The 24345-nt window shown below is 42.1% G+C and carries 24 protein-coding genes; 11 read left to right on the plus strand and 13 right to left on the minus strand.

The genetic code is table 11. From position 1 onward, the window contains the following. Genes H5181_RS06615 through H5181_RS06625 form a run of 3 tightly spaced genes read right to left on the minus strand, consistent with a single transcriptional unit; the run spans window position 1 to window position 1689 of the window. Entirely contained in the window at window positions 1-645 is a 645-nt protein-coding gene (locus H5181_RS06615) for a class I SAM-dependent methyltransferase (protein ID WP_059745843.1), read from the minus strand. A 43-nt stretch (window positions 646-688) separates the two neighbouring features. Beyond that, window positions 689-1072 (minus strand): hypothetical protein, encoded by a 384-nt coding sequence (locus tag H5181_RS06620; protein ID WP_182750568.1) that lies wholly within the window; start codon window positions 1070-1072, stop codon window positions 689-691. Between the two features lie 5 nt (window positions 1073-1077). Beyond that, window positions 1078-1689, minus strand: a complete 612-nt coding sequence (locus H5181_RS06625; protein ID WP_102035994.1) for a tRNA-uridine aminocarboxypropyltransferase — start codon at window positions 1687-1689, stop codon at window positions 1078-1080. An 87-nt stretch (window positions 1690-1776) separates the two neighbouring features. Here H5181_RS06625 and H5181_RS06630 point away from each other — a divergent pair, with 87 nt between their 5' ends. Beyond that, a complete protein-coding gene (locus H5181_RS06630; RefSeq protein ID WP_182750569.1) occupies window positions 1777-2742 on the plus strand; it encodes a hypothetical protein in 966 nt (321 codons plus the stop codon). 81 nt (window positions 2743-2823) lie between these two features. Here H5181_RS06630 and H5181_RS06635 read toward each other — a convergent pair whose 3' ends face one another. Next, a complete protein-coding gene (locus H5181_RS06635) occupies window positions 2824-4029 on the minus strand; it encodes a multidrug effflux MFS transporter (protein ID WP_102035996.1) in 1206 nt (401 codons plus the stop codon). 126 nt (window positions 4030-4155) lie between these two features. Here H5181_RS06635 and H5181_RS06640 point away from each other — a divergent pair, with 126 nt between their 5' ends. The 3 genes from H5181_RS06640 to H5181_RS06650 all read left to right on the plus strand — a co-directional run bounded on the left by H5181_RS06640 (window position 4156) and on the right by H5181_RS06650 (window position 6307). Then, a complete protein-coding gene (locus H5181_RS06640) occupies window positions 4156-5139 on the plus strand; it encodes a LysR family transcriptional regulator (RefSeq protein ID WP_182750570.1) in 984 nt (327 codons plus the stop codon). A 110-nt stretch (window positions 5140-5249) separates the two neighbouring features. Continuing rightward, complete coding sequence (locus H5181_RS06645; protein ID WP_182750571.1) at window positions 5250-5567, plus strand: hypothetical protein; 318 nt, start codon at window positions 5250-5252, stop codon at window positions 5565-5567. A 401-nt stretch (window positions 5568-5968) separates the two neighbouring features. Then, complete coding sequence (locus H5181_RS06650; RefSeq protein WP_123778445.1) at window positions 5969-6307, plus strand: hypothetical protein; 339 nt, start codon at window positions 5969-5971, stop codon at window positions 6305-6307. Between the two features lie 238 nt (window positions 6308-6545). On the opposite strand, the gene lspA is transcribed toward H5181_RS06650, so the two are convergent. The 4 genes from lspA to H5181_RS06670 form a co-directional block, all read right to left on the minus strand. Beyond that, the gene (lspA, locus tag H5181_RS06655) at window positions 6546-7037 is read right to left on the minus strand and encodes a signal peptidase II (protein WP_182750572.1); all 492 of its coding nucleotides are present in this window, start codon (window positions 7035-7037) and stop codon (window positions 6546-6548) included. 463 nt (window positions 7038-7500) lie between these two features. Further along, complete coding sequence (locus H5181_RS06660) at window positions 7501-9357, minus strand: SLC13 family permease (RefSeq protein ID WP_182750573.1); 1857 nt, start codon at window positions 9355-9357, stop codon at window positions 7501-7503. Between the two features lie 232 nt (window positions 9358-9589). Continuing rightward, complete coding sequence (locus H5181_RS06665) at window positions 9590-11098, minus strand: DUF4145 domain-containing protein (RefSeq protein WP_182750574.1); 1509 nt, start codon at window positions 11096-11098, stop codon at window positions 9590-9592. Between the two features lie 32 nt (window positions 11099-11130). Then, window positions 11131-11853 carry a hypothetical protein gene (locus H5181_RS06670; protein ID WP_011635778.1) on the minus strand — a complete coding sequence of 241 codons (723 nt, stop codon included), beginning with the start codon at window positions 11851-11853 and terminating at the stop codon, window positions 11131-11133. 170 nt (window positions 11854-12023) lie between these two features. Here H5181_RS06670 and H5181_RS06675 point away from each other — a divergent pair, with 170 nt between their 5' ends. Then, complete coding sequence (locus H5181_RS06675) at window positions 12024-12587, plus strand: DUF2780 domain-containing protein (RefSeq protein WP_011635777.1); 564 nt, start codon at window positions 12024-12026, stop codon at window positions 12585-12587. 125 nt (window positions 12588-12712) lie between these two features. Beyond that, entirely contained in the window at window positions 12713-13162 is a 450-nt protein-coding gene (locus tag H5181_RS06680) for a TerB family tellurite resistance protein (RefSeq protein ID WP_102036001.1), read from the plus strand. Window positions 13163-13173: 11 nt separating this feature from the next. Here the strand turns inward: H5181_RS06680 and yjeH are convergent, their stop codons facing one another. Next, window positions 13174-14457 (minus strand): L-methionine/branched-chain amino acid transporter, encoded by a 1284-nt coding sequence (gene yjeH / locus H5181_RS06685; RefSeq protein ID WP_011635775.1) that lies wholly within the window; start codon window positions 14455-14457, stop codon window positions 13174-13176. A gap of 173 nt (window positions 14458-14630) precedes the next feature. On the opposite strand from yjeH, the gene H5181_RS06690 reads away from it, so the two are divergent. After that, a complete protein-coding gene (locus H5181_RS06690; RefSeq protein ID WP_041413293.1) occupies window positions 14631-15059 on the plus strand; it encodes an Lrp/AsnC family transcriptional regulator in 429 nt (142 codons plus the stop codon). A gap of 48 nt (window positions 15060-15107) precedes the next feature. Here the strand turns inward: H5181_RS06690 and H5181_RS06695 are convergent, their stop codons facing one another. Next, the gene (locus H5181_RS06695; protein ID WP_011635773.1) at window positions 15108-15941 is read right to left on the minus strand and encodes an HDOD domain-containing protein; all 834 of its coding nucleotides are present in this window, start codon (window positions 15939-15941) and stop codon (window positions 15108-15110) included. Window positions 15942-16161: 220 nt separating this feature from the next. Here H5181_RS06695 and menD point away from each other — a divergent pair, with 220 nt between their 5' ends. The 4 genes from menD to menE are packed head-to-tail and all read left to right on the plus strand — an operon-like array spanning window position 16162 to window position 21357. Next, on the plus strand, window positions 16162-17901 hold the full coding sequence (menD, locus tag H5181_RS06700) for a 2-succinyl-5-enolpyruvyl-6-hydroxy-3-cyclohexene-1-carboxylic-acid synthase (RefSeq protein WP_182750575.1): 1740 nt from the start codon (window positions 16162-16164) through the stop codon (window positions 17899-17901). Then, window positions 17883-18713, plus strand: a complete 831-nt coding sequence (gene menH / locus H5181_RS06705; protein WP_259396994.1) for a 2-succinyl-6-hydroxy-2,4-cyclohexadiene-1-carboxylate synthase — start codon at window positions 17883-17885, stop codon at window positions 18711-18713. The genes menD and menH overlap by 19 nt, the downstream gene beginning before the upstream one ends. A gap of 2 nt (window positions 18714-18715) precedes the next feature. Continuing rightward, window positions 18716-19810 (plus strand): o-succinylbenzoate synthase, encoded by a 1095-nt coding sequence (menC, locus tag H5181_RS06710; RefSeq protein WP_182750576.1) that lies wholly within the window; start codon window positions 18716-18718, stop codon window positions 19808-19810. After that, a complete protein-coding gene (menE, locus tag H5181_RS06715; protein ID WP_182750577.1) occupies window positions 19810-21357 on the plus strand; it encodes an o-succinylbenzoate--CoA ligase in 1548 nt (515 codons plus the stop codon). The genes menC and menE overlap by 1 nt, the downstream gene beginning before the upstream one ends. Before the next feature lie 245 nt (window positions 21358-21602). Here menE and rpoH read toward each other — a convergent pair whose 3' ends face one another. The 3 genes from rpoH to ftsE form a co-directional block, all read right to left on the minus strand. Then, a complete protein-coding gene (gene rpoH / locus H5181_RS06720) occupies window positions 21603-22460 on the minus strand; it encodes an RNA polymerase sigma factor RpoH (RefSeq protein ID WP_011635768.1) in 858 nt (285 codons plus the stop codon). A 232-nt stretch (window positions 22461-22692) separates the two neighbouring features. Beyond that, window positions 22693-23658, minus strand: coding sequence for a permease-like cell division protein FtsX (gene ftsX, locus H5181_RS06725; RefSeq protein ID WP_182750578.1), 966 nt, complete (start codon window positions 23656-23658; stop codon window positions 22693-22695). After that, complete coding sequence (ftsE, locus tag H5181_RS06730; protein ID WP_123883615.1) at window positions 23655-24344, minus strand: cell division ATP-binding protein FtsE; 690 nt, start codon at window positions 24342-24344, stop codon at window positions 23655-23657. The genes ftsX and ftsE overlap by 4 nt, the downstream gene beginning before the upstream one ends. Between the last annotated feature and the right edge of the window lies 1 nt (window position 24345).

Consider the following 24345-nt stretch of genomic DNA (forward strand, 5'->3'; position numbering starts at 1 on the left):
CTAAGCTGGCGACGTTGGAATGTGAAAAAACACCACGTCACTGTCGATAATTTCAAGCTGCCAACCTTGTTGTAATGCTAGCCACTGAAAGGTTTCTATCGAGTAGAAATTGATATGAGTCGGGTCGATTTTATAGTACCAATTGTTAAACTTATCTAAACTGGGTATGTGTTTGGTCATTACCGCTAATATGCCGCCAGGCAACAATAATGTGCTTAATTGCGCCATCAACGCCTGCGCATTGGCAATGTGCTCTATCACTTCAGTTAAGCAGACAAAATCATATTTTTGAGAGAGAGCTAGAGTATCTGGGTGATAAAATAAATCATAATTAACCACCTTAATGCCTTGCGCTACAGCCATTTGGCTTAATACAGCACCTTCTCCGCAGCCAAAATCTAACCCTATTGCATCGGGTTTAATACGCGCGATTAATGGCGTTAAAGTACGGGATAAAAATTGTTGGTAACCTAGATCGGCAACGTCATTATTGTGACAATCATAATGGGCTTTTTCTGCTATTTCATCTAAATAAAATGCTGCAGGAACCGATACCAAAAAACATTGCGGACAACGGACATAGGAACGACTTTTATCTTGAGAAAAAGCAGCTGTTTCATGGTGACACAAAGGACAAGACGACAAAGCGAACTCCAAAATAAACCGAGGGGATCAATCAACAGCATGACTAGTCAGATTGAACTGGCTCTATACTGGTGTCTTTAGGAATTTTACGGGTTCGAGTGGCGGCTTCTTGCGCCTGTTGTAAATACTTTTGTTGACGGGTTAAACGTTCATCTGATTGAGCACGGGCTTTTTCGAGCTGCTGTGCTTCCCAATCGTTTGACTGTGATTTAGCTAATATTTCTTGCTCACGATCCGAGGTCGTCTTGGCTGCCTCACGCGCTTTTTGCAATTGCGTTTGCTCAAATTCGGCCGACTCTTGACGCGCTTGTTCACCTTTTTCAGCTAAGGTCATTTTTTTATGTGGCTTATCAGTAGCTACTGTAAAAAATGCCAATGTACTCGCCGTAACGAGCAAAATAACTGAGCTTATCAGCCGATGTTTCATGTTGCCTATCCTTTGATTTTATCACCATTATAACGCTCACGAACCAGAGCAGGCATAGCCGTTAACTTATGTTGCACCATTGCGTTAAACACTGCAAATATTGGCGCGATATCAGCCGCTGGATTTAAAGCAATCAACGTGTGGGCAACCGCTTCCAGAGTCGACAAGCTGTCGCTACGTTTCGCTTTACGAATGATATATTGCGACTCATCTTCACATTCTAGATGCAGTGACGGGTAATTAAGTAACCACGGATTGAGCTGCAACATTCGGTATGCTTTACGCCAAGTACCGTCGACTAAAATAATTATCGCAGCCTCACTCGCTCCAGCCTCGGCTACAGTTTGACTGTGCTCATTTGGATAAACCACATAAATCGGCTTCGTTTGCGCAGCTAAATAATGTTGCAGCTCAATAAAGTCCGCGGCAGATTCACCCACGTAAATTTTCATCTGCGGCATCACAAGTTTCAATAACCTCACGGTGTTCTTAGCATGATCCACTTCAGATGGATGCTGCATCACCACCACCTCGGTATTTGACGTCACCGGGTTGAGCGCATGACACACGCAAGCCGACTGTGGGTATTGGCAATGGATACAATAACTTCTGCTCATTTTTTGTCTTATCTTGTTGCAAATATGTAAAGTTGAGTTCAATATGCTTCGCTCTACACCATAATACCTCAAGGAAGAACCATTACTATGACTAGAACAAAGATGTCTGTGGTATTAATGCTCGCATTGGCCACAATCCCTGCATATGCAGCCCAAGATAATACCTATCACCACGAAGCAGAACTAAGCTTTCTAGATTCTGACGATGGCGGTGATGGCCTATTTAATGCTAACTATCGTTATTACTTTAAAGCGGTTGAACAGGCAGATAAGCCATATGTGCTAGCCGATTTTTTTCACCAAGGTTCAACTGTTGCAGCTCGTTACTCTACTTCTAGTTTCGATGATATATATGAACTGTCAGGCCAGTATGTTTTCGACTCTAACTGGTTCGTCGGTGCAAAAGTAAGCCGAGTCAATTTTGATACTGGTTCAGATAGCTCTACCATTTATTCAGCAAACTTAGGTTATTTTTTCACGGACCATTCGGCATTAACCCTGAATTACAGCAGAATTTCTGAGTCTGAATCAAACACCTTTACATCAAAAAACTATAATTCTGAGCGTTATGATAGTAATGACGTTGATGTTTTCGGCCTAACATATGAACACTTTGTTCCATTGCAATCAACTGCAGGAGTTATGCTCACAGGTGCATTGACCTATAGTGATCAGCAGAATACGAGTAATGCTTCCAGCACCTCGGTCGATGATTTAGGTCAAGTAACAAACACAGATTCTCAAATGTACTTTGGGAACAATAACTATAACGTTGCAATCAAAGCCGATTGGTTTATCAATAATGCATGGTCTATAGGGGCTGCTGCTGAACAGCGTTATACCGAAACTGATTATGACATCAGCGGTACTAATTATGACAACAAGAGTAATAATGACCGAACAGATACTTTGACAGGCATAAACACACGCTATGTCTGGCGTTTTGCCGATGTGTTTTCGGCTAAGTTTTCACTTGACCACTCATATTACAATGGCGAATATAATAACGACTCACAAACCAGTTTTAGTGTAGGTATCAACGCCCGCTTTTAAGTCTCACCATATTGAGGCAAAAAAAGACCCGCGGAATGTGGTTAGCATTCTGCGGGTTAAAGGTGATATTACTAAAGCTAATTAGTCATGTTGTAACTGTTCTTGATGCAGATGGCTTAAACGGTTCATTGCCATAATGATCAGCAATACTGCACTAAAGCCCCCCATAACAACCGCTATCGCATAGGGTGCTGGTATATCTGTTAGCTGGATCAACGCTGTCAGTATTGATGCCCCACTCATTTGAATGCAACCTAACATCGCCGTCGCGGTACCTGCGCGCTCACCGAAAGCCGACAACGCCATACTGGTTGCAGGGCCAAGTAAAACAGCAAAGCCAACACACAAAATCATCATCGGAGCCATAAACGCTATTGCGGCTGCTAATCCTTCTTGGGGGCCAGCAAAGTACATCGCGGCTTCGATAACAGCAGCAAGCAACATCAACGATAATGCCACGACCACTCCCGGACGGTTACCAATACGCTTAACCAACACTGGAGCAGCAAAACACGCTGCAATATTTACCGCAGCATTAAGGCCAAATAAACCGCTAAAAGTTAATTCTGAAATGCCTAAATGACCAATTAACCATACTGGCGAATAAGACACATAACATAAAATTGATGCCATCGCGATCATGCAACAACTGGCATAAAACATAAAATGAGGGTCGCCAATAACCGGCTTATAGCGGCTCCAACGGTATAAAGGCCCTGTACTGTCGGTATTTAATGGACGCGTTTCCGGAAAACGGAACCCTACCAAAAACAATACAAAAATGGCATACAAAGCCATAAAAATGAAGGTAGAACGCCAACCAAACTGTAATGCTAATAAGCCACCAAATGTTGGAGCCAGTGCCGGGACCACACAAATTGCACCATTTAGATAACTGTACATCGACACACTTTCTTTGCGCGAATAGCAGTCACGTACCGCACTAAATACCACAATAGAGGTGGAACAAGCCGCTAAGCCTTGAAAAACGCGAGCAATCTGCAACCATTCAAACTCAACCGCGTAAGCACCTAATAAACTGCTAATGCCATAAAGTACAATTCCGAATAACGCGACAGGTTTACGGCCAAAACGGTCAGCTAACGGGCCAATTAGAATTTGTCCTACGCCCATTGCAAATAAAAATAACACTAAGGTGGACTGTACTTCACTGTTAGATACACCGTACTCCAACGCCATTGCAGGCATAGACGGCAGATAAATATCAATAGCTAATGGGCTCAAAAGCACCATAAACATTAACAATGGCAATAAGTTACGACGCATAAACTTCTTTCTCTCAAATTTTTAATACACAAAGGTCACCCTTAATAGGGCGCTATAATAAGTCAAATGGAGGTATGAATGAAAATGATATAAAATCCGAAGTGAATTTCCATTTGAGAATATCACATGAATTTAGACAACCTTGCTCGAATCGATCTTAATCTATTAGTCATTCTACAGGTATTACTTGAGGAGCAAAGCGTCACTCGGGCTGCCCATCGCTTGCATGTGAGTCAATCTGCTGTCAGTAAAAGCTTAAATCGATTGCGAGAAACACTAGACGATCCACTGTTTCAACGCACAGCACACGGCTTAAAACCAACCGCACATGCTGATGCATTAAGACAACAACTGCCGTTAGTATTACAAAACTTGTATAAGCTCACGCAACCGCCAAATTTTCATCCGGCGACGAGTAACCGCCAATTTTCATTCTCGATGGTCGAAAGTGCTTATGAAACCTTAATACCCTATTTTATCGGACCATTATTACAACAGGCACCGTTAATAAAATTAGATTCCTATGTTTGGACCGAAAAATCCATGCAAGACCTACAGCAGGGACAAATAGATTTTGGCATTGCAGGTCGAGATATTCTGCCTCAAACCGATGTCAATATTGACAAAGTACCTGAAGGTATCGAATCGCAAATATTATTTAACGACCATCAAGTTTGCTTAGTGCGTAAAAATCATCCTATTTTACAGGCTGTAAAAGATGGTCGCTGGGATCAAGCTCACTACCTTAACATGTCTCATGTACAGGTAAGATGTGAAGGTAACGATTGGTGGGCACTAGATTACCACTTAGCCAACTTGGGCTTACATCGTAACCTATCGACAACTGTGCCAGATTTTTATGGTGCTGCCAGCGTTTGTGCCAATACCGATTTAATTTTTACCTTGCCCTCTAGCTTTGCTAACCATGCACAAAAATTATATTCGCTGGTGTCCATTCCCTTACCTTTTGAATTTATGCCGATGGCGTATGTTTTCTTATGGCATGAACGAAATAATCAAGAACCTGGGCATCAATGGTTTCGCAATATTATTTTCAGCAGCGTCGATAAAGCCATAGCGAACCAACATATTAGTAAACCCAATAACTGACATTGAACTTTTAGCTTACTCAACACTCAAATAAAACGACTAGATAATAGATAGTCCATCAAGCCAACCTGATGGACTATCTCATAGAGTAAAACCTCGGAGATCAGAGGATGTTCAGATCAATTTACACTCACAAAATAATGCAACGCCTGCAAAAAATGCGACCATTGGCCGCATTAACAACGGTTGCCACCGTCTTGATCGGCGGCTTGCTATTGTTACCGTTAATATTACTGTTTGTGTTTGTAGGTTTCATCGGTATGACACTGTTAAGACGCCAATACATGCAACATCATCGCGCTGCATCATCACCTCTTTCAACAGCTAATCCTAAGGATAATATTTATCATCAACATCCAAATATTGAACGAGAAAACTCGAATCAGCAATCTTGTTTAAGTCATGCCAAATCTGCAGAACTATCATAGCTAAAGCAGGGCTACCATAACTAAAGTTGAAAAATAACAGGTTAGTATTGACTCACCTATTGGCCATCATAACAGCCGTTAAAACATGACCGCGAAAGTAACTAATCACTAAAAGTATTTTATAAACAGTATTCCTACACCTAGTGTCGATTTACTCTTTTGTATTATCCGTGTGATGAATAAACTTCATTCGGGCTCACAAATGCAATGTATTACATACAACTCAAATCCAAACTGATTTAACTCAATAGACTTTCGCTCTCAAACTTAAAACATTAACTAGGTTTAACGTGACATATTATGTCCAAACGTTGCAAGCTGTACATTAAGTCATCGTTACTGATTTATAGATAACGTTTTTTAGACACCTATTTTCAGACTAAGCGCATTCAGGAGCCATCATGAAATTTAATCAATCATTCCACACTGCCAATTTGAAAAGTCGATTCTCGGCTATGAATCCAATTTTGGCATTACTGATGTTTTTTAGCATCGCATTCACCACGATTGTGCTATTGCCCTTTATATTGTTATTGGGCTTTTTAAGCTTTATTACTTTGCAGCTATTAGGTAAAAAAATATTGCAGAGAAACCAGTCGCAAGCTCAACAAGGTGATATCTACCAAGACAGCGCTGATGTTCAGCGCGAACAAGCAGCGCCTTACGCAGATATGTTTAGCCGACCTAAATCGAATCAAACTGAACACACAGGTCGCACATTCGAGCATCAAGCAGATTAATGAATAAAGGGAAGGAAGTTAAGCACCTAATGCCTTAGGGAAAATGAATTAACAGACTGACTTGAGGATTGATATTTTTATTGATAATAAACGGCGAGAAATTTCCATCATCTCAGCCGTTTGGTACATGCTAGGCCACATGATGATTCATTGCCTGCGGCAATTGATTGAATGAGGTACTGCAAGCACATCCATGTGGAGTTAGCCAAAACCAAATGAATGACCGGTTAGTCGACTTTTACACCGTAGGTTTATGCTTACTTTGAGCAAATATAAGCAGAAAGACACCAAACATTATTGCTATGTCTGCGACATTAAAAATGCCTGTTCGAATCGAGCCTATACCGATATTTAGAAAATCGATAACGGCCCCATTATTAACGACACGGTCGTAGAAATTACTCATACCACCTGAAAACACTAAAGATAATGCAATTAAAGGGACAAGGTGCTGTTTGGCATTAGAAATTAAATAAACCAGTAAAGCCAATAAAAATGTACCGACCAAAACAACAAAAAACCAAAACAGAGCTTGTTCAGATAGATTATTACCTAAGCCTAGAAATGCACCAATATTTTCTGTGTAACCCACTCTAAGATAGTCATTAAGGTAGCTCGTCATTTGAAATTTTGGAAGATGCTCTGCCGCTAATAACTTCGTACCTTGATCACAACCTACGCATGACAGCGTCACTAAAAAAATAACCAATAATCTTTTCCAAACGTCCATATTTACTTTACACCTTTTCTGGCTACTTACGTTTTAGTATTTGTGCATTGAATTGTTTATAAAGCACAAATCTCTTGTTAGATCTAAACGATTGCTAGCTTAGGTTAATTAGTTTGATTTGCTAATAGGAATATAATTGTTGATGTGGACTCTGGGTTACCGAGTAAATTTGCAGTAACTGATACTGAGTTGTCAGTAAGTTTCTTATTAAAATCCATTGTTATTATTGTGCTCCATCACATCGGTCTAACACTAGCGAATACAATGAGCATAATACATTCAACTACATTCTCATATTGCTCTGCGTTGCTACTTAATTCAACAACTAATTGAACGGTTCACTCAATAAAGTCGACCATTTAAGTTATTGGTCAATATGCATCATCGCCTGATATCTTATTGATATAAAATTATTTATGTACAATGAATCATAGATTGATAAATAATTACGCCACTTCAAAGATTACCAGCTAAGCGAATACATGACTGGCAGTAATAGCGATAAACTCAGCCAAACGATAATCGTTAGTGGAACGCCCACTCGGACAAAATCGGTAAATTTATAGCCGCCCGCATGCATTACCAGCAGGTTAGTCTTATAAGCCATAGGGGTGGCATAACTCATATTTGCACCAAATAGCACCGCAATAACAAAAGGTTCAGGGTTAACCTGCAGTTGCTGCGCAATGCTGATAGCAATAGGTGTGCCTATGACTGCCGCAGCATTATTGGACACAATATTGGTCATAATGGCCATTAGCAACATCAGTCCAGATACAATAACCGCCGGAGAAGCCCCTGCGGTTAACGCGACAAAGACTTGTGCTAAATACTCTGCACCACCGGTTTTTAATAATGCCGATCCCATAGCCAAACTCGCCGCCACAATCAAAATGACCTGAGTACTTAGCGCCATAGAAGCATGACGCCAGGTTAGGCAGCGTGTGACCAGCATAAGCAGCACACCACCTACGGCGCTTATCGCAATGGGAACATCCCCAAATGCAGACACAAGAATAATTGCCGCCATAATCAGTAAAGCCGTTACCGCTTTATCCGTGTACGGAAGATCTGCGGTGGCATCGAGCACTAATAGCTCACCAGCACGTTTGATTTCGCCAATGGTATCTTGATCTCCCTGCACTAAAAGAACATCACCAATGCGCAAACGGGCCTGTGCTATTTTTTCACGCAGCGTCTCTACTGAGTTTCCCTCTCGATGTATTGCCAGCACCATTAATTGATAACGATCATAAAAGTTAAGTTGCCTCAAGGTCATACCAAGCAAAGGTGAACCTTGCATGACGACTATTTCGGCAATCTGCTGTCCCTCACCGGATAATGGATGCTCTTCATCAACAGGCGTATCTCCGACATAGAGCATGGCATCCAGAGCACTTTCAAGTTCCTTCAAATTTTCCGGAGTGTCATTCACCATTAACCGATCCCCAGCCTGAATTTGCGCATCGGGCAACGGTACAACATAGGTTCCAGTGCCCCGCATAATGCGTGATACTTCCAGCAAACCTGAGCTCTTTTCAATCAGTTCGGTTAATGTCTTACCGACTGCAAAACCGTCTTCCAATATAACCAGTTGGGCAGTAAATATTCTTGGGGAGGTATCGCTGAGTATGGTCTTACGAGCAGGCAGTAAGCGTGGCGCAATCAACCATAAATAAACAATAGCAATAGCGGCAACGATTGCTGCCGGTACAAAAAAATCAAACATCTGCAGTCTTCTTAAGCCCATATCTGCAGCAACTGAAACAACTAACAAATTAGTCGAGGTGCCAATACTGGTACTCATTCCTCCAACCAGAGTGGCAAATCCCATTGGCATTAACATCCCCGAAGCTGGCTCTCCGGTTCGCAGCGATACACTGATTAGAATAGGAAGCAGCAGTACGACTATCGGTACATTATTAACAAATGCACTCAGAAAAGCGCCAACCAGCAAGGTCAGCAACATACTCAATGCTGGGCTAACAAGCCATAAGCGCGCCAGAATTCGCCCAAGAGGTACTAGCGCTCCGGTGCGCACTAAACCATTTCCGGCAATCATTAAGGCACACACAGCCACCAGCGCTTCATGGCCAAAACCACTGAAAAACTGCAACGCCTCAAGATGTTGCCCCTGCGAATTGACGTAAGGAAAAACTGTAAAACCGATGCTCAACATTGCCAGAATAAACAGACTCGAGGTCTCAATGGCAATAGATTCTCTGGTAAATAGAAACAGGGCAAGCAACACAAGCAATAACACAGCCAGTGCATGCGCATCAGGAAGCGGTGGCAAAGTCGTTATATTAATTGCTGTCACCTGTCGTTAACCTTTTCTATTGGTATGAGCATGGTAAGGCTAGGCTTGCTGTGAAGTTTTTCCACAAAGCGCTTCAAAGCAGGTTGAGATATGTTGAATATATATCAGTTAAATATTAGGCATTGTTTCTAACTAAAGCGAATTGAAGAGACGCGCTACACACTTATCTAGCGTGAGTCATCACTGCGTAACAACCCCAGCTTAAACACAACCATAACAAAGCAAATGTCATTTACGCGAGTAAGCACTTTGCCTGTTGCAAGGTAGCTAACTCATCTTCCGTTGGATTAAGCGCAATCACACTGTCAATTTGCATCTGTAACGACTGCCAAAGCGGCTCGATGACCTGGCGCTGAATCTCGTTGGCGTGCAAATTAGCTTGTTGTAGTAAATATGCTGCTTGTACCACATCGATACGGCCTAAAATCCCGTCGGCTAAGGCGACACTCAGTTCAATCATCGCGGTGACATTACGGCCGTATTTAATCACTTCATGCAAATAGTGTTCAGCAATATTAAGTTGCTCTTGGCTAGCGTCATCATCGTGCAAGATATCACTGCTGCAACGTAACATCGCATCCAACTGACCTTGTTCGGCGGCTTCTTGCATCCATTGTTGGCTCGTAGCGAGATCAATTTGGCATCCTTCACCTTGTTCAAGCATCAGTGCCAAATGATATTGTGCATGCGGGTAACCGGTTTGCGCTGCTTTATTTACCCATAAGTAAGCTTGTTCAAATTGTTGGTTTTGATAAAACAGCACCCCAAGGTTTGACATTGCTTCAGCATCTTCTGCATTAGCGGCTAATGTCAGCAATGTTTCGGCTTGATTAATATCCACTTCAAATTGATCACTGCCCACCAGATAAAAGAAACCTAACAAGGCCTGCGCATTAACAATACCTTGTGCTGCAGCTTGCGCAATAAACGCCTCGCCCGTCGCAGGATTTTCCGCACCACTATAGCCGTGCAATAAGCTCACACCATGCTCAAACAATGCCGCTTGATGATGAGCTGATGCAATATGAAACCAATGTGCTGCTTGGGCAAATACATCCGCTGACGTTTGTTCAACCGTGGTTGATATTAGGCTTGGAGTGTTTGATTCAGCTGAATTTGAACTTGAGGATGTTGAGCTTGATGATGCTGAACTTGAATTTGAACTTGCTAAGAGTGAATCGTCAGTGGTTTGTGCCAACGCGCGCTCTTGCTCTTGTAGCATTAATCCTTTGGCTTTAAGAGACATCCCCACTAAATACTGTGCTTCAGGATCATTTTTCATCACTGCGCGATAACATAAATCGCGGCCAGCAAATGAATCAAATGCTTCAAATTGATAATGCGGAGCAACACCTGGATGCAGAGAGGGATATAGTTTTTCAATTACCTGCAGAATTTGATGGATCGACTTTTCCGCGATGTTAACAAGCTGAGTTTGAGTTAAATGATATTTTTCAGGATGTGCGCCGCGATTACCATCACTGCGTAATCGGTGTAACGCCCGCACTGCGGCAACATCAATAACACGTCGCTGATTCAGCTGCTCAATACGATCATATAAGTTTGCTGAGGTAAACGTTACTCCATGCTGAACCGCTAATTGAGCGGCGAGTTTATGGGTAAAGCTTCGAATGTAGACTAACGCTTGGGTAGGAATATCGCGTACATAACTTTTAGCTAAACGATAATCGTCGCTTAACTCAGTAGAGAAACCATTAATAAACTCAATATCATTTAACAATGGTTTCTCCTTTTAGCGAGTTGATTGAATATTTATCCCTCTGCTTTATCAGCATCCGGTGTTTTACGATTAACCATGTACAATCTAAATAACGCAATATTAACAAACAAACCTAAGAACGAAAATGTAGCTTCTACTACCAGTTGTAGTGGAAAACCAACTTGCATCGCGACTTGTGAAAACATGCCAGCTAATAGAGACAATGGCACGTACAGCAATAATACCGCAATGGTTTTAATTGTTATTGGGCCACTGAATTTAAAGCTACTCTTAATCGCTTCTAAAGGTGTTAAACGTTCAACCACCACCATAAAGTTCACATAGGCTAGGCGAGAAAACAAGTACAAGCTCACGATTAAGCCTATCAACCATAGTGGGCCAAACGCAGCAAAGATCATCACTGGCGCTAAAATAGCTAAACCAGAAAATACTCCAGCCAGTAATAATGGCGGTACAAATGGTAAACTAGCCTTTAATATTTGTGCCGGCGCAAGATCGTGACCTTGGGAGCGCAGCTCTAAATATAAGGTTAATGCGGCAATTAAAAATGAAAAAACCAACAATAGCACCATCATTGCTGCAGCATGAACAGCACCGAATTGAGGGTTTTCAGCATCAGCCTGCAACATTTCATTACCTAGCCAAAGTTGAATAGCGACTTGGATTAACAGTAATGGCAGAGTCAGTACGGCAAGCTGACGGATGTGGTTTCGAAAAAAGTTAAATGCTTCAGTCAAAATTGCAAACAATGACATGTGGGTTCCAGTAATCTATTAACAACAAATATTGCGCTTAGGATACCCAAAAAAAATGCATTTTGCACAAGTCTAATGAGCAAAAATCGCGATCATCTGTCGCATTTATGTAAATCAGGGTAAAATGATGCCTAAGTTTAGACATTGAGCCACATTAAAGGACACTCATTATGAAATTAGCATCCGCATTACCGGTACTGTTTACCGTCTTCGCATTCTCAGCACCAGCATCTGCGGGCTGGTTAGACAACGTGGCTGAAATAACTAAAAAACCAGTAACAGAACAAGCTAAAACCATTGCACTGTCTGAAACAATAGAACAATCTGAAACAACAGAGCAATCAAGTGCTTTAGTGGGTGACGTTATGTCTCAACTTGGCTTATCTCAAACCCAAGCTGAAGGCGGGTTAGGCTCACTACTTAGCTTGGCTCAAACAAATTTAGGTGAAAATGATTTCAGTCAATTAAGCGACAGCATCCCTAATGCAGACGGTCTACTGGCTGCAGTTCCGGCATTATCATCAGACAGTGGTATGTCAGGATTATTATCACAAGCAGGTAATTTAGGTTCTGCGTTACAAGGTAGCGCAATGGTATATGATGCTTTTGAAAAGCTTGGTATCTCAAAAGAATATATTACTCCGATGGTTGATATCGCTAAAAACTATCTCCAACAGAGTGGTGGTGACGGTACAGTTGATTTATTAATGAAAGGCTTAGGTTCAGTCTTATAATCATTATTAAGACGGCTTAAAGCTACCCTAACACCCGCGTTAACATTATTTAATCCCAAGCCATTCGCTTGGGATTAGCATTTTTGCTAGCATAAAAATGAATAGTAACATTGGACAGAATAATTATGATCGCCAAACTAAAGCAATTTCTCCAATCGCATACTCAAGAAAGTAGCCCAGAAGAGAAACAGAAAAACCTCAACCTGGCCGCGGCAACCCTATTGCAAGAGGTTGTGTACGCCGACGAAAATTTGGCTGCTGCTGAAGCTGCTTTACTGCCTGAAATGCTCATAAACACGTTAGGCATTAACTCAGAAGAAGCGATAACCCTTATAGAAGAGGCAAAACAAAGCCGTAAAAATGCCACATCTCTATTTGAGTTTACCGCTGAGATTAATGCTCAATTTAGCATTGATGATAAACAAAAATTACTACTTTCAATGTGGCAACTAGCGTATTCCGATGGTGAATTGTCGCAATATGAAGACCAAATTATTCGTCGCACAGCTGATTTACTCCACTTAAAGCACAGTGAGCTGATTCAAATGCGCAATATCGCCATGGAAACGCGCTAAATAATAGCCAATTAGCCTTGGCTATTATTGAGTAAATACTTACGCGTTAGGTGGGCTTTTTGCCACCACATAAAAGGGGCGACAACCAACACCAATACAATGGCGTAAATCATATTACTGCCCAGTGCGATGCCCAAACCAACACAAAACAAACAACCTGCAATCACTAATGGTAGATACCGCTTGCTGAGTAACTTAGCCGCAGACAACATCGCCAATAAGTAAATAATCACAAACACGCCATTACTCCAAGCGATCAAGTCTTCTAATTCTTGAGTGCTATAAAAGGTCACGATAATCACCACCGCCATGGCACCCAAAATGGCAAACAAGGCTCTAAACGGCACACCGTGTGGGTTTAATTTATCAAAATAGCGCGGCAAAATACCCTCTTTACTGAAGCTCCACAATAAACGTGCAGCACTAGCAGCATACACATTCACTGTTGCTAACCCGCTAGCGATGCCCAATACTCCGATGATATACGCGCCATATCCGCCCAAAAAAGTATTCGATAATAAATAATCAAACGCCGATATCATCGCTAAGCCATCACCTTCTGTTGGTACCATTAGCAATAAAAAAGTACAGGCTAAATAAATAACGCCCACTAATACGGTGCCCATCATCATTGCAGGCAACAAATCTTTATCGGGTTGGCGAAAGTCGCTGGCAAGATGTGTCATGGCTTCAATGCCTAGAAAACTCCAAAAACCAATACCCATTGCCAACATCACGCCACTAAATTGCGGATGGCTACTGTGTGCAAAGGTTTCTAACTGATCGACGTTTAATCCGCTGGCACCAAATAATATTGCTACTACCGATACAATCAATAAGGTTAATGCAAACTGTAATTTTGCCGACACCTGAATACCTTTAATATTAAGCAGCAATAACACAGCCACAATTAATAACTCTGCGACTAATTGACCTAGCCCAGAAATTGATATCAATGCTTCTAAAAATTGAAAGGTCATTAAAATTGCAGCAGGCGCGCCGATGGGGATCACTAATAAAAAGATCAGCCCGATAGTTCGACCCGCTGTAGCACCAAATGCTTTTTCTATAAAATAAGCAGGCCCAGCAGCATGTGGGAATCGACTCGCTAACAAACCAAATACTAATGCGACCGGGATAATTGCTACCGTTAATAATAACCATGCTAATAGCGAACCAGAGCCCGCTACCTCAATGGTCATTTGCGGTAAAATAAATACCCCTGTGCCTAGCAATGTGGTGGCCATTAAGCCAGCACCTTGCCAGCGTCCTATTGTTGCGGTCATTTGATTCATTATCTTATTCTTACTGTGATATATTGCGATATTATAAGGCCAAACAGTAAAACATTCTGCGGGTTAGTGAGCTCAAGTTGTCTTGCTAAACCGACAATATGACGGATTAAAGGCAACTTCCCGTCATAATGACAGAACGTAGCTGTGACACACAATTATCGGGATATAAATCATTGGATAAATTTGATAAAGCGATTATAAACGAATTACGCCACAATGCTCGACAGAGTATTTCGTTTATTGCTGAGCAAGTGAGTTTGTCGCGTAGTGCTGTAACCGAACGAATTAAGAAATTAGAACAAACGGGTGTTATCCGTGGTTATCAGGTTTTACTGAGTGAGTCGCAAAAACAAGGTGTGTCGGCATACTTTGAAATTCAACATCGTTGCGCCCGCTGCGCCGAAGTCATCCATATTTTCACCACCATACCGGAAGTGATAACTTGCCAAGGCATTACTGGCGACATGGATTTATTGGTTTATGTGCATGCAAATTCAATGCAACGATTGCATGAGATCCGTGAATTTATTGATGCTCAAGCTGACATCGTCAAAATTAAAACTCATGTGGTCATGAGCGAATGGATTAACAATCAAGCCTAAACAAGCTCTGTATAGACAGAGCTTAATGGTTAAGAGTGTTAACTGTAACTAGGCTAATTGCTTACCTATTTCTAGCCCTTTACCTCTTAACTCAAGGAGCTTCTCGCCTAGCCCAGCCATATCCATTTTGATCATACCCGCTTTGTTATTAGTGATGGCTGCCAACCAAGCGGTAAAAGATTCATCATCTCGTTGATCATTCCAATGTGCGAATACCTCGTGCGACAAATAGATAACGGCAGCCAACTTAGAAGCTGGCTTAGCATTAAGCGGTTCACGTTGATATTCGATCCCTTGTACTAGAGCTGGAGTAAATTTCCATGTTTTAGCAAGTAAGGCACCAACAGAGGGTGAGTCAAAACCTAATAAGCTCGTTTCAAGCTTTTGCTTATCAGCCCCTTCAGCGACAGCAGCTCTAATTTGTGCTGAAATCGAAGGCTCAACAAAAGCGATTAGCAAATCACCAATATTGTGTAAAATTGCGCATGTAAAAGCTTCATCTGGTGCGACGCCACAACGTTTGGCTACTTCTTGCGCATACAGGGCGACTTCAAAAGTTTCACCCCAGAATTCGGCTAAATCGATACCTTCTACATCAGGAATAGCACCAATAACCGCAGAAGCAATCACCAACGTTCGCAACGTTTGCATACCTAAACGAATCACAGCTTCGTCAATCGAACCTACTTCACGACTGCGACCAAAATGAGCTGAATTAGCTAATCTCAATACTCTAGCGCTGATAAGGGGATCTTGGGCCACTTTGGCAGAAATGCTCTTAACGGTGGTATTTTCATTATTAACCGCATCTAACAATTCACTAACGGCTTTGGGTAAACGAGGTAACTCATCAACTCTTTTTAATAATGCAGCAGATTCCATATTCCAAAGGTCCTTGTTATTGTTTTTAATACTATAAATAAATCATATTAACAACATTAGCACAACATAAATAAAACAAGAGAGAATAAGGCTGATATTTGATTGTAACCTTAACAGCTTATTTCGCAGGTTTCGGATAAAAATCTGCGCTAAATCTTAGATATAACGCTAACTTGGCGTTACACTAATATTCGTTTATTTATTTGTAATATGAGCCAATATGCAACAACAGACCAGCGCCGATATGAATTTGTTATGGGGTCAATTGATCTTGGAAGAGCTTGCACGCTTAGGGGTTAAGCATGTGTGTATGGCACCAGGTTCTCGCTCAACTCCGCTAACATTGGCCGCTGCTAGTCAAACCCAGCTCACTCGTCATATTCATTTTGACGAGCGTGGTTTAGGGTTTATGGCCCTTGGACTGGCAAAAGCCAGCAATGCGCCAGTCGCCATCATTACCACTTCAGGCACCGCCGTGGCCAATCTTTATCCGGCCATTGTTGAGGCGTGGCTAACCCATGTGCCACTGATTATTCTATCTGGTGACAGACCACCAGAGCTGATTGATTGTGGCGCGAATCAAGCGATTATTCAGCCCGCTATTTTTGCTCAATATGCTAAGCAAGTTAATTTACCAACGCCTGATCTTGGTTATCCGGCTAATGCATTATTGAGTACTATCGATCATGCTTTAGCTAATCAACATCAGCCGGTACACATAAACTGCATGTACCGTGAGCCGCTATACCCTACAGAATTGGTGACATTAGCCCATGTAAAGAAAACGGCCAGTGTGACAACATCAACCTATCTTGCGCCATTAAACCAATGGTTTGAAAACACTAAACCACTGACACGCTATGCTAGCCTAACGAGTGCTGAGTTACCGACTACAGACACCTTAATGCGCTTTGTTCATGGTAAAGGTGTGGTAGTGGTTGGCACCTTAGCTCCTGAAGATAATCCACAGCAAATCGTCGCGTTAGCGCAAAAACTTGGCTGGCCAGTATTGGTTGATGCACAATCACAGCTGCGTCAGCATCCAGGCGTAATCGGCCACGTTGACCAATTATTATTAAACCCGAAAGCCAACAAACAACTCGAACAAGCTGAGCGGATATTGGTCTTTGGTGGTCGTTTCATTTCCAAACGATTACTTCAATATATTGCCCAACAATCCTGGCATAGCTACTGGCATGTAGTTAAACACGGGGATCGTTTAGACCCGACCCATCAGTCTAAAGAGTTTTATCAAGCAAGTGTTCAAGCGGTATGCCAATTACCTTGGCCGCGATCATCACAAGCCAACTGGGCATTACAGTTATTACCGTTAAATGAGTCATTAGAGTCGCTGTTTAAGCAACAAATCGACAATACAACCTTTGGTGAAGCCCAAGTTGTGCGCGCCATAGCATTGGCTCAATCAGATCAACATATACTGTTTATCGGTAATAGTTTACCTATTAGACTCTACGATATGTATGCGCCAATTGCGACCAACACACCGGCAATTTATACCAACCGAGGGGCATCGGGCATCGATGGATTAATTGCCACCGCTTGTGGCGTAGCCGCAGATAAAAATGCACCTACAACCCTAGTGATGGGCGACCTATCCTGTTTGTATGATTTCAATTCTCTGGCACTGTTAAAACAAATGACTCAACCATTTGTGCTGGTTATTATTAACAATGATGGCGGTAACATTTTTAATTTGCTGCCTGTACCCAATGAAAGCCTACGCAATGACTTTTATCGATTAAGCCACGGTCTAGAGTTTGGTTATGGCGCCGCCATGTTTGGTTTGGCCTATCGGCAAGCAGATGATATTGAGTCGTTTAATCAGGCGTATCAAGAAGCCTTTGAGTTTAATTGTGCCTCAGTGATTGAAGTTAATGTCAGCCCTACTCAAGCCAGCGATCAAATAACACAAATCAGTCAATGGGTGAAACAACACTAATGGTAATGATCCGTCGTTTTGGCCAGCCACAATTACCTGCATTATTAATGCTACATGGTTTTTTGGGCAGTAAAGACGACTGGTCTATTTTAATGCCACGATTAAGTCAACATTTCCATTGTATTTGCATTGATTTACCGGGTCATGGCGCTAACGTAGACACCTTAGATTCACCAGGATTACACCAAGCAGCAGAGCTTATTGTCAGTAAAGTGCATAGCATGGGCTATATGCAGTTTCATTTACTGGGTTACTCATTAGGCGGGCGAATAGCGCTGCATATTGCAGATGGTTATGCTGATTCACTCTTAAGCTTAACCCTCGAATCCGCTCACCCTGGCTTGCAAGATGCTCAGCAACAAGCCGCGCGAGCCAAAAGCGATAATATCTGGGCGAAAAAACTACAGCATTTACCCATAGCGGACTTTCTCGCTCTTTGGTATCAACAAGCAGTTTTTAACGACTTGAGCGAAGCTCAAAAACAGCAACTCATTGCCATACGCCGTAGCAATGATCCACAACGCCTAGCCAATTGTTACATAACAACGTCTCTTAGTTTGCAGCAAGACTGCCGCACCGTACTTGAGCCGCTAAAGTGTCCATGTCATTTTATGTATGGAGTTGATGACAAAAAATTTGCTCAGGTGGCTATAGATTGGCAGGCGACACTGGCAGAGTCTGGTTTAGGCACTTTGCAGTTACATCCTTTGCACGCCGCGGGACATAATATTCACAGCCTGAATCCTCAATTGTTTACCGACACCTTACTGGCGTTATTGTGCCTAGATCCGCTAACGGATCCAAAGGAGTAACAATGTCATCAGATAACTTAACGATAATCAGCTGTACGCTGTATCAATATCAAATTGAACTCAACCCTAGTTTACCTGTAGGCATACAACGAATTGATTTTCGTAAAGGGTTAGTGCTTACTCTCCGGCTTAATAATCGGCAAATGGCTTGGGTTGAAATAGCGCCATTATCAGGCCTCGATATTGATAGCCAACCAATAACGGGGTTTAGCCAAGAGTCGCTTGATGAGGTGATATCACAACTGTTGTCAATATTACCGAGTTTGATCGATCAACCCTTAGCGATTCTAGCCAATATTGCCGAGCAGATATCGCAGCCATCATTGGCATTCTCATTGAGCTTATTGGATGCAAAACTAAGCCATCGATTGCCTGTTCGCATCGAAAATCCACAGACTCAGTTAGCTGTGGTGCCATTACTTTATGATGGAATGTCAGCACATGTTATTACTCAAAAGTTACAGACACTGACCAGCATCAACAGCGTAAAAATTAAAGTCGCTCAAACCAGTATGGAAAACGAAATCCAATTTATTTATCAAGTGTTGGCAATAGCACCGCATGTAACATTACGCTTAGATGCTAATCGTGGTTTTAGCCTTGAACAGGCTATCGACTTTTTAGCGTGTTTACCAAAACACAAAATTGAATACATTGAAGAGCCATGTATTAACCCCAGTGACAATGCCCAAATACACCGGCAATTGGGAATAAAATATGCCTTAGATGAGTCATTGAATTCATCTCAATTTGTTCTCGATTTAGCATTGCAACAACCCGGTTTAGGCGCATTAATTATCAAACCCATGTTATTGGGTTCTCTGGAAAAATTGCAAAACATGATTAGCCAAGCTCATCTAGCTGGTGTGCGTTGTATTTTAAGTTCAAGCTTAGAATCTGACCTCGGTATCAGCGACTTACGCATAGTCAGCCAGGCACTCACGCCAGATGAACCACCAGGCCTTGATACATTAAGCGCCTTTGGCAAACCCTTGCTGTTAGCCACCTCTGGGTTATCTCCACGGCTAAATCATCAAGTGTTGCAATTACTGACTCACATCGGCCAACCACAAGACTCAGGCGAGGCAGGTATATAATGATGTCACCTTTGCATCAAGCAGCATTAAATCATCCAGATGCTATTGCTATTGAAAGTAGCCATAAAGCCGTCAATCCGAGCATCACTACTGGTAATAAGACTTGCAACAATACATGCACCACGACTCGTGTCAGTTATGCTCAGTTAAGTGGTTTAGTTCACTGCGTAGCACAAAAATTGCAATCACAAGGTGTTAAGCATGGCGATATTGTGGCTTGTTTGTCACACAATAATATTGAAATGATTTGTCTATATTGGGCATGCATTGATGCAGGATGGATATTTTTACCTTTGTCACCTCGATTGGCTGATGTGCAAATTAATCAGCTTATCAAACGCTTTGATCTCCAATGGTTATGGACCGATAACGTTAGCAGAAAAACCGCGATTGAGATTGCCAACTGGCTCGATATTGAATTGCCTCAAAAAGTAGATCAACTAATCAACCAAGTTGTCGAGGTATCACCGCATCAAGCTTCCAATATTATTCTCACATCTGGTTCAAGTGGTACGCCCAAAGCTGCGGTACATTGCTTAATTAACCATTTGAGCAGCGCAAAAGGGGCTGCAACGTTTATTGCTTTAGCGCCTTCTGATGCTTGGCTATTATCGTTACCACTGTTTCATATTGGTGGCTTGGCCATTATTCATCGTTGCACTTTGGCTGGAGCCTGCATTGTATTGCGAGATCCCGCATTAACACTGGCCGAACAACTTACAAGCAGCCATGTCACCCATGTGTCATTAGTGCCAACCCAAGCGATACAGATACTCCGGCAACATCCCGCAGCGTTTACCAATATAAGTGCATTACTGTTGGGCGGTGGCGTTATAGAGCCCACACTTATTGATGCACTACAACATCTACATATTAACGCTTACACCAGCTATGGTATGACAGAGATGAGCTCGCAAATTACCACCGCTAAAGCCAATTTATTAGGCCATCATGGTTGTCCTTTGCCTTCAAGACAATTGAGGTTGAAAGACGGGGTTATTTGGGTAAAAGGTGAGTGTTTATTTTTAGGCTATTTAACCGACCAGGGGTTAAGCTTGCCATTAGATGATCAAGGCTGGTTTTGTACCCACGACAAAGGACAACTAGATCTAGAGGGGCAACTGAGTATTTTAGGCCGTATGGATAACATGTTTATTTGTGGCGGTGAGAACATTCATCCAGAACAACTTGAAGCGGTGTTATTAACCCATCCTAATGTCGCACAAGCAATTGTGTTTGCCATAGACGATATAATTTTCGGTCACTTACCTGCTGCCATTATTGATTATTGTGTCGCAGATAATAATACTAATGCAATTGGACTCGAAACCGTTAATGCTAAAGCTGCTGATTTAAATAGTGTTAATATCGATAACATCAACTTGCAGCTGAGTCAGTTAGTTGAATCAACTCTGGCGCGCTTCAAGCGACCAAGACAATTTTTTTGCTGGCCAAAAGACATCGCCTCCAGTGGCTTAAAAGTGCCAAGAAAAAGCATCATCAACGCAATTAAAACCCAGATAGACGCCGCAAAAACAGCCTCATGATGACTGTGCTCAATAACGATTACCCCCCCGTTGTTTCGGTTTCATTTGATTATGCTAAATTCGCTTATTCGAAATAGGTCTACACGTAATTGACTAGCTCTAAAGTGAATGGGTCTACATTGGATTTCGCTAAGTTCAAAATCAATTAATGCTGATAAAGCTTCGCTGCCAAATCATCAAATTTAAGCCATAAAAAAACCTGCCGTAGCAGGTTTTAATCTATCAGAATCGAATACGCTGGAGTGTTACTCCATACAAGATTTAAGCTTGTTCATGGCATTCTTTTCTAACTGTCTGATTCGCTCAGCAGAGACTTCATAAGTCGATGCAAGTTCCTGCAAAGTCACTTTAGTATCATCTAACCAACGCGCACGTAATATATGCTGACTACGTTCGTCTAAGGTTTTAATGGCCGATAATAAACGTGTTTGAGAGTCTGCTTCCCAATTGGCGTGCTCAACCTGATCCGCCACATCAGAAGAATGATCTTCTAAATATAATGCAGGGGCAAAATCATGATGGTCGTCATCGCTGTCATTGGTTAAGTCGAAGGCCGGATCTTGAGCTGCCATTCGTGATTCCATTTCGGTCACGTCTGCTTTCGATACACCTAAATTCTCTGCAACCATGGTCACTTCAGCGTCACTAAACCAACCTAAACGCTTTTTAGACTTACGAATATTAAAGAATAATTTACGCTGTGCTTTAGTGGTCGCTACTTTCACGATACGCCAGTTTTTCAACACGTATTCATGAATTTCAGCTTTAATCCAATGCACCGCAAAAGACACTAGGCGAACACCAACATCTGGATCGAAGCGTTTAACCGCTTTCATCAAACCAATGTTACCTTCTTGAATAAGATCTGCCTGTGGTAAGCCGTATCCTGAATAACCTTTCGCAACATGCACAACAAAACGAAGATGCGACATAATTAATTGTTTTGCCGCTTGTAGGTCGCCATTTTCTTGTAAACGCTTGGCGATGTCGTACTCTGTATCGGCGTCCAACATGTTGATGCTGGTCACAGACTGGATGTACGCTTCTAGGCTACTAGCATTGTGTGGAACCGCCAGCGCCATTGATTGCGTTTGATAAGTCATTCGCTCTCCTACTACATTCAAAAATATATTTCAGCTAACTTCAGTACGATGAACAAGCTCTCTTGGTTCACTACACAACAGAGCTCACTCGATTTAGCCGATAAACTATCAACTATATGACATCATATGTCAAATAAGGTTCTACTAGATGAACATTTTTACCGCAAGATCATCACAATGCAAGTGAACAAACGTTCATTATTGTGGCTCAACTTTAATTATACGCCTGCTATTATGACGGTTCAATGCTACGTAAGTGTTGTCGTACAGATAAATATGAGCCCAACCAGCCTAAAAATGATGCCAATAACACCAGTTTAATCAATTCTGAAAATGATAATGACTGAATGGTTAATTCACTGCCGTATAACCCCAGCAACTCAGCTAAGGCGCCATCGAGATACCACACTAACAAATTAATAATGAGCCAAGCCAAAATGCCACCGATGACCCCATACCAAATTCCAGTGTATAAAAACGGACGTTGAATAAAGGCTTCAGTCGCACCCACTAGCTTCATCACTTCAATTTCGGTTCGACGATTCATAATCGCAAGCCGAATCGTATTGCCTATTACTAATACCACCGCAAGAACCAGCAAGGCAGCAATTGCCAACACGGTTTTTTCAAGTAATTTAAGCAAAGCTTGCAGACGTTCTAACCATTCAATATCTAAACGACCAAAGTTAACTTCAGATTCACGTTCTAATTTTACCAGTAACTCACGCGCCCCAGAGGGACTAGAATATTTAAGCGAAGGCGTTACCGTAACCACTGCGGGTAATGGGTTTTCATCTAAATATGACAATGCCTCACCAAAACCAGATAAGCGTTGAAACTCTTCTAATGCTTGATCGCGACTGATATAGGTCACCGATTCAACTTCACGGAAAGCTTTAATACGCGACAACAAACTTTGAATAGATTGTTCACTGCGGCCTTTGTTAATAAATAACGAAATTTCAGCGGCACTGTTCCAAGATTGGGTGATGTTTTCAGCATTTTTAACCAGAACCTGCAATGCTGCGGGTAAGCTTAAACTCACGCCCAATACAGCCATGGTCATAATGGATGAAACAGGGCTGCGCCATAGTTCGCCCATACTCGACATGCCTTGTTGCACATGGCGAATAAAAAACATCACAATGCGACCGCTTAAAGGTAATTTACTCTGAGTAATATTCACTTTTTTACTCATCGTATTATCTCCCCACCAGCAGTAGAACTTTCTCCACCGAGCATACGTCCTTCACGCAGAGTAAAAGTGCGATATTTCATGCGCGCAATAAGGCCTAAATCATGGGTGGCAATTAGCACGCTAGTACCCGAGTCATTAAAGGCTTCGAATAAGCGTAAAATATCCATCGATAATTTAGGGTCTAAGTTACCCGTAGGTTCATCGGCCAACAACAGTGGTGGCTTGTTAACAATAGCGCGGGCAATGCCGACTCGTTGTTGTTCACCACCCGACAGCATTATCGGCAAATGCCGTTCTTTGCCATATAAACCCACCATGTCGAGTGCGCCAGCAACACGCTTACGAATTTCGCCATGGGTGAAACCTTCGATCACTAACGGCAAGGCAATATTGTCAAATACGGTTTTATCCATCAACAAGTGATGATTTTGGAAGATCACACCAATATTACGACGTAAATAGGGCACATGTTTTGGCCCTACATTGGCAATGTTATGCCCATTAATAGATACCTTACCTGCCGTAGCACGTTCAATAACCGTAATGAGTTTGAGCAAGGTACTTTTACCCGCACCAGAATGGCCGGTTAAAAAAGCCATTTCACCTTGTCGGAGGTGAAAATTGACATCCATAAGGGCCTTTTGGCCTCCAGCATAGATTTTACTGACCTGCTCAAATTGGATCATA

The sequence above is a fragment of the Shewanella sp. SG44-2 genome (assembly GCF_014164215.1).
Taxonomy (GTDB): Bacteria; Pseudomonadota; Gammaproteobacteria; order Enterobacterales; family Shewanellaceae; genus Shewanella; species Shewanella frigidimarina.

Excerpts from the sequence above, each read along its gene's own strand:
- H5181_RS06620 (WP_182750568.1), bottom strand. The coding sequence starts at position 1,072 with ATGAAACATCGGCTGATAAGCTCAGTTATTTTGCTCGTTACGGCGAGT.
- H5181_RS06625 (WP_102035994.1), bottom strand. The coding sequence starts at position 1,689 with ATGAGCAGAAGTTATTGTATCCATTGCCAATACCCACAGTCGGCTTGC.
- H5181_RS06630 (WP_182750569.1), top strand. The coding sequence starts at position 1,777 with ATGACTAGAACAAAGATGTCTGTGGTATTAATGCTCGCATTGGCCACA.
- H5181_RS06635 (WP_102035996.1), bottom strand. The coding sequence starts at position 4,029 with ATGCGTCGTAACTTATTGCCATTGTTAATGTTTATGGTGCTTTTGAGC.
- H5181_RS06640 (WP_182750570.1), top strand. The coding sequence starts at position 4,156 with ATGAATTTAGACAACCTTGCTCGAATCGATCTTAATCTATTAGTCATT.
- H5181_RS06645 (WP_182750571.1), top strand. The coding sequence starts at position 5,250 with ATGTTCAGATCAATTTACACTCACAAAATAATGCAACGCCTGCAAAAA.
- H5181_RS06650 (WP_123778445.1), top strand. The coding sequence starts at position 5,969 with ATGAAATTTAATCAATCATTCCACACTGCCAATTTGAAAAGTCGATTC.
- lspA (WP_182750572.1), bottom strand. The coding sequence starts at position 7,037 with ATGGACGTTTGGAAAAGATTATTGGTTATTTTTTTAGTGACGCTGTCA.
- H5181_RS06670 (WP_011635778.1), bottom strand. The coding sequence starts at position 11,853 with ATGTCATTGTTTGCAATTTTGACTGAAGCATTTAACTTTTTTCGAAAC.
- H5181_RS06675 (WP_011635777.1), top strand. The coding sequence starts at position 12,024 with ATGAAATTAGCATCCGCATTACCGGTACTGTTTACCGTCTTCGCATTC.
- H5181_RS06680 (WP_102036001.1), top strand. The coding sequence starts at position 12,713 with ATGATCGCCAAACTAAAGCAATTTCTCCAATCGCATACTCAAGAAAGT.
- yjeH (WP_011635775.1), bottom strand. The coding sequence starts at position 14,457 with ATGAATCAAATGACCGCAACAATAGGACGCTGGCAAGGTGCTGGCTTA.
- H5181_RS06695 (WP_011635773.1), bottom strand. The coding sequence starts at position 15,941 with ATGGAATCTGCTGCATTATTAAAAAGAGTTGATGAGTTACCTCGTTTA.
- menD (WP_182750575.1), top strand. The coding sequence starts at position 16,162 with ATGCAACAACAGACCAGCGCCGATATGAATTTGTTATGGGGTCAATTG.
- menH (WP_259396994.1), top strand. The coding sequence starts at position 17,883 with ATGGGTGAAACAACACTAATGGTAATGATCCGTCGTTTTGGCCAGCCA.
- menC (WP_182750576.1), top strand. The coding sequence starts at position 18,716 with ATGTCATCAGATAACTTAACGATAATCAGCTGTACGCTGTATCAATAT.
- menE (WP_182750577.1), top strand. The coding sequence starts at position 19,810 with ATGATGTCACCTTTGCATCAAGCAGCATTAAATCATCCAGATGCTATT.
- rpoH (WP_011635768.1), bottom strand. The coding sequence starts at position 22,460 with ATGACTTATCAAACGCAATCAATGGCGCTGGCGGTTCCACACAATGCT.
- ftsX (WP_182750578.1), bottom strand. The coding sequence starts at position 23,658 with ATGAGTAAAAAAGTGAATATTACTCAGAGTAAATTACCTTTAAGCGGT.
- ftsE (WP_123883615.1), bottom strand. The coding sequence starts at position 24,344 with ATGATCCAATTTGAGCAGGTCAGTAAAATCTATGCTGGAGGCCAAAAG.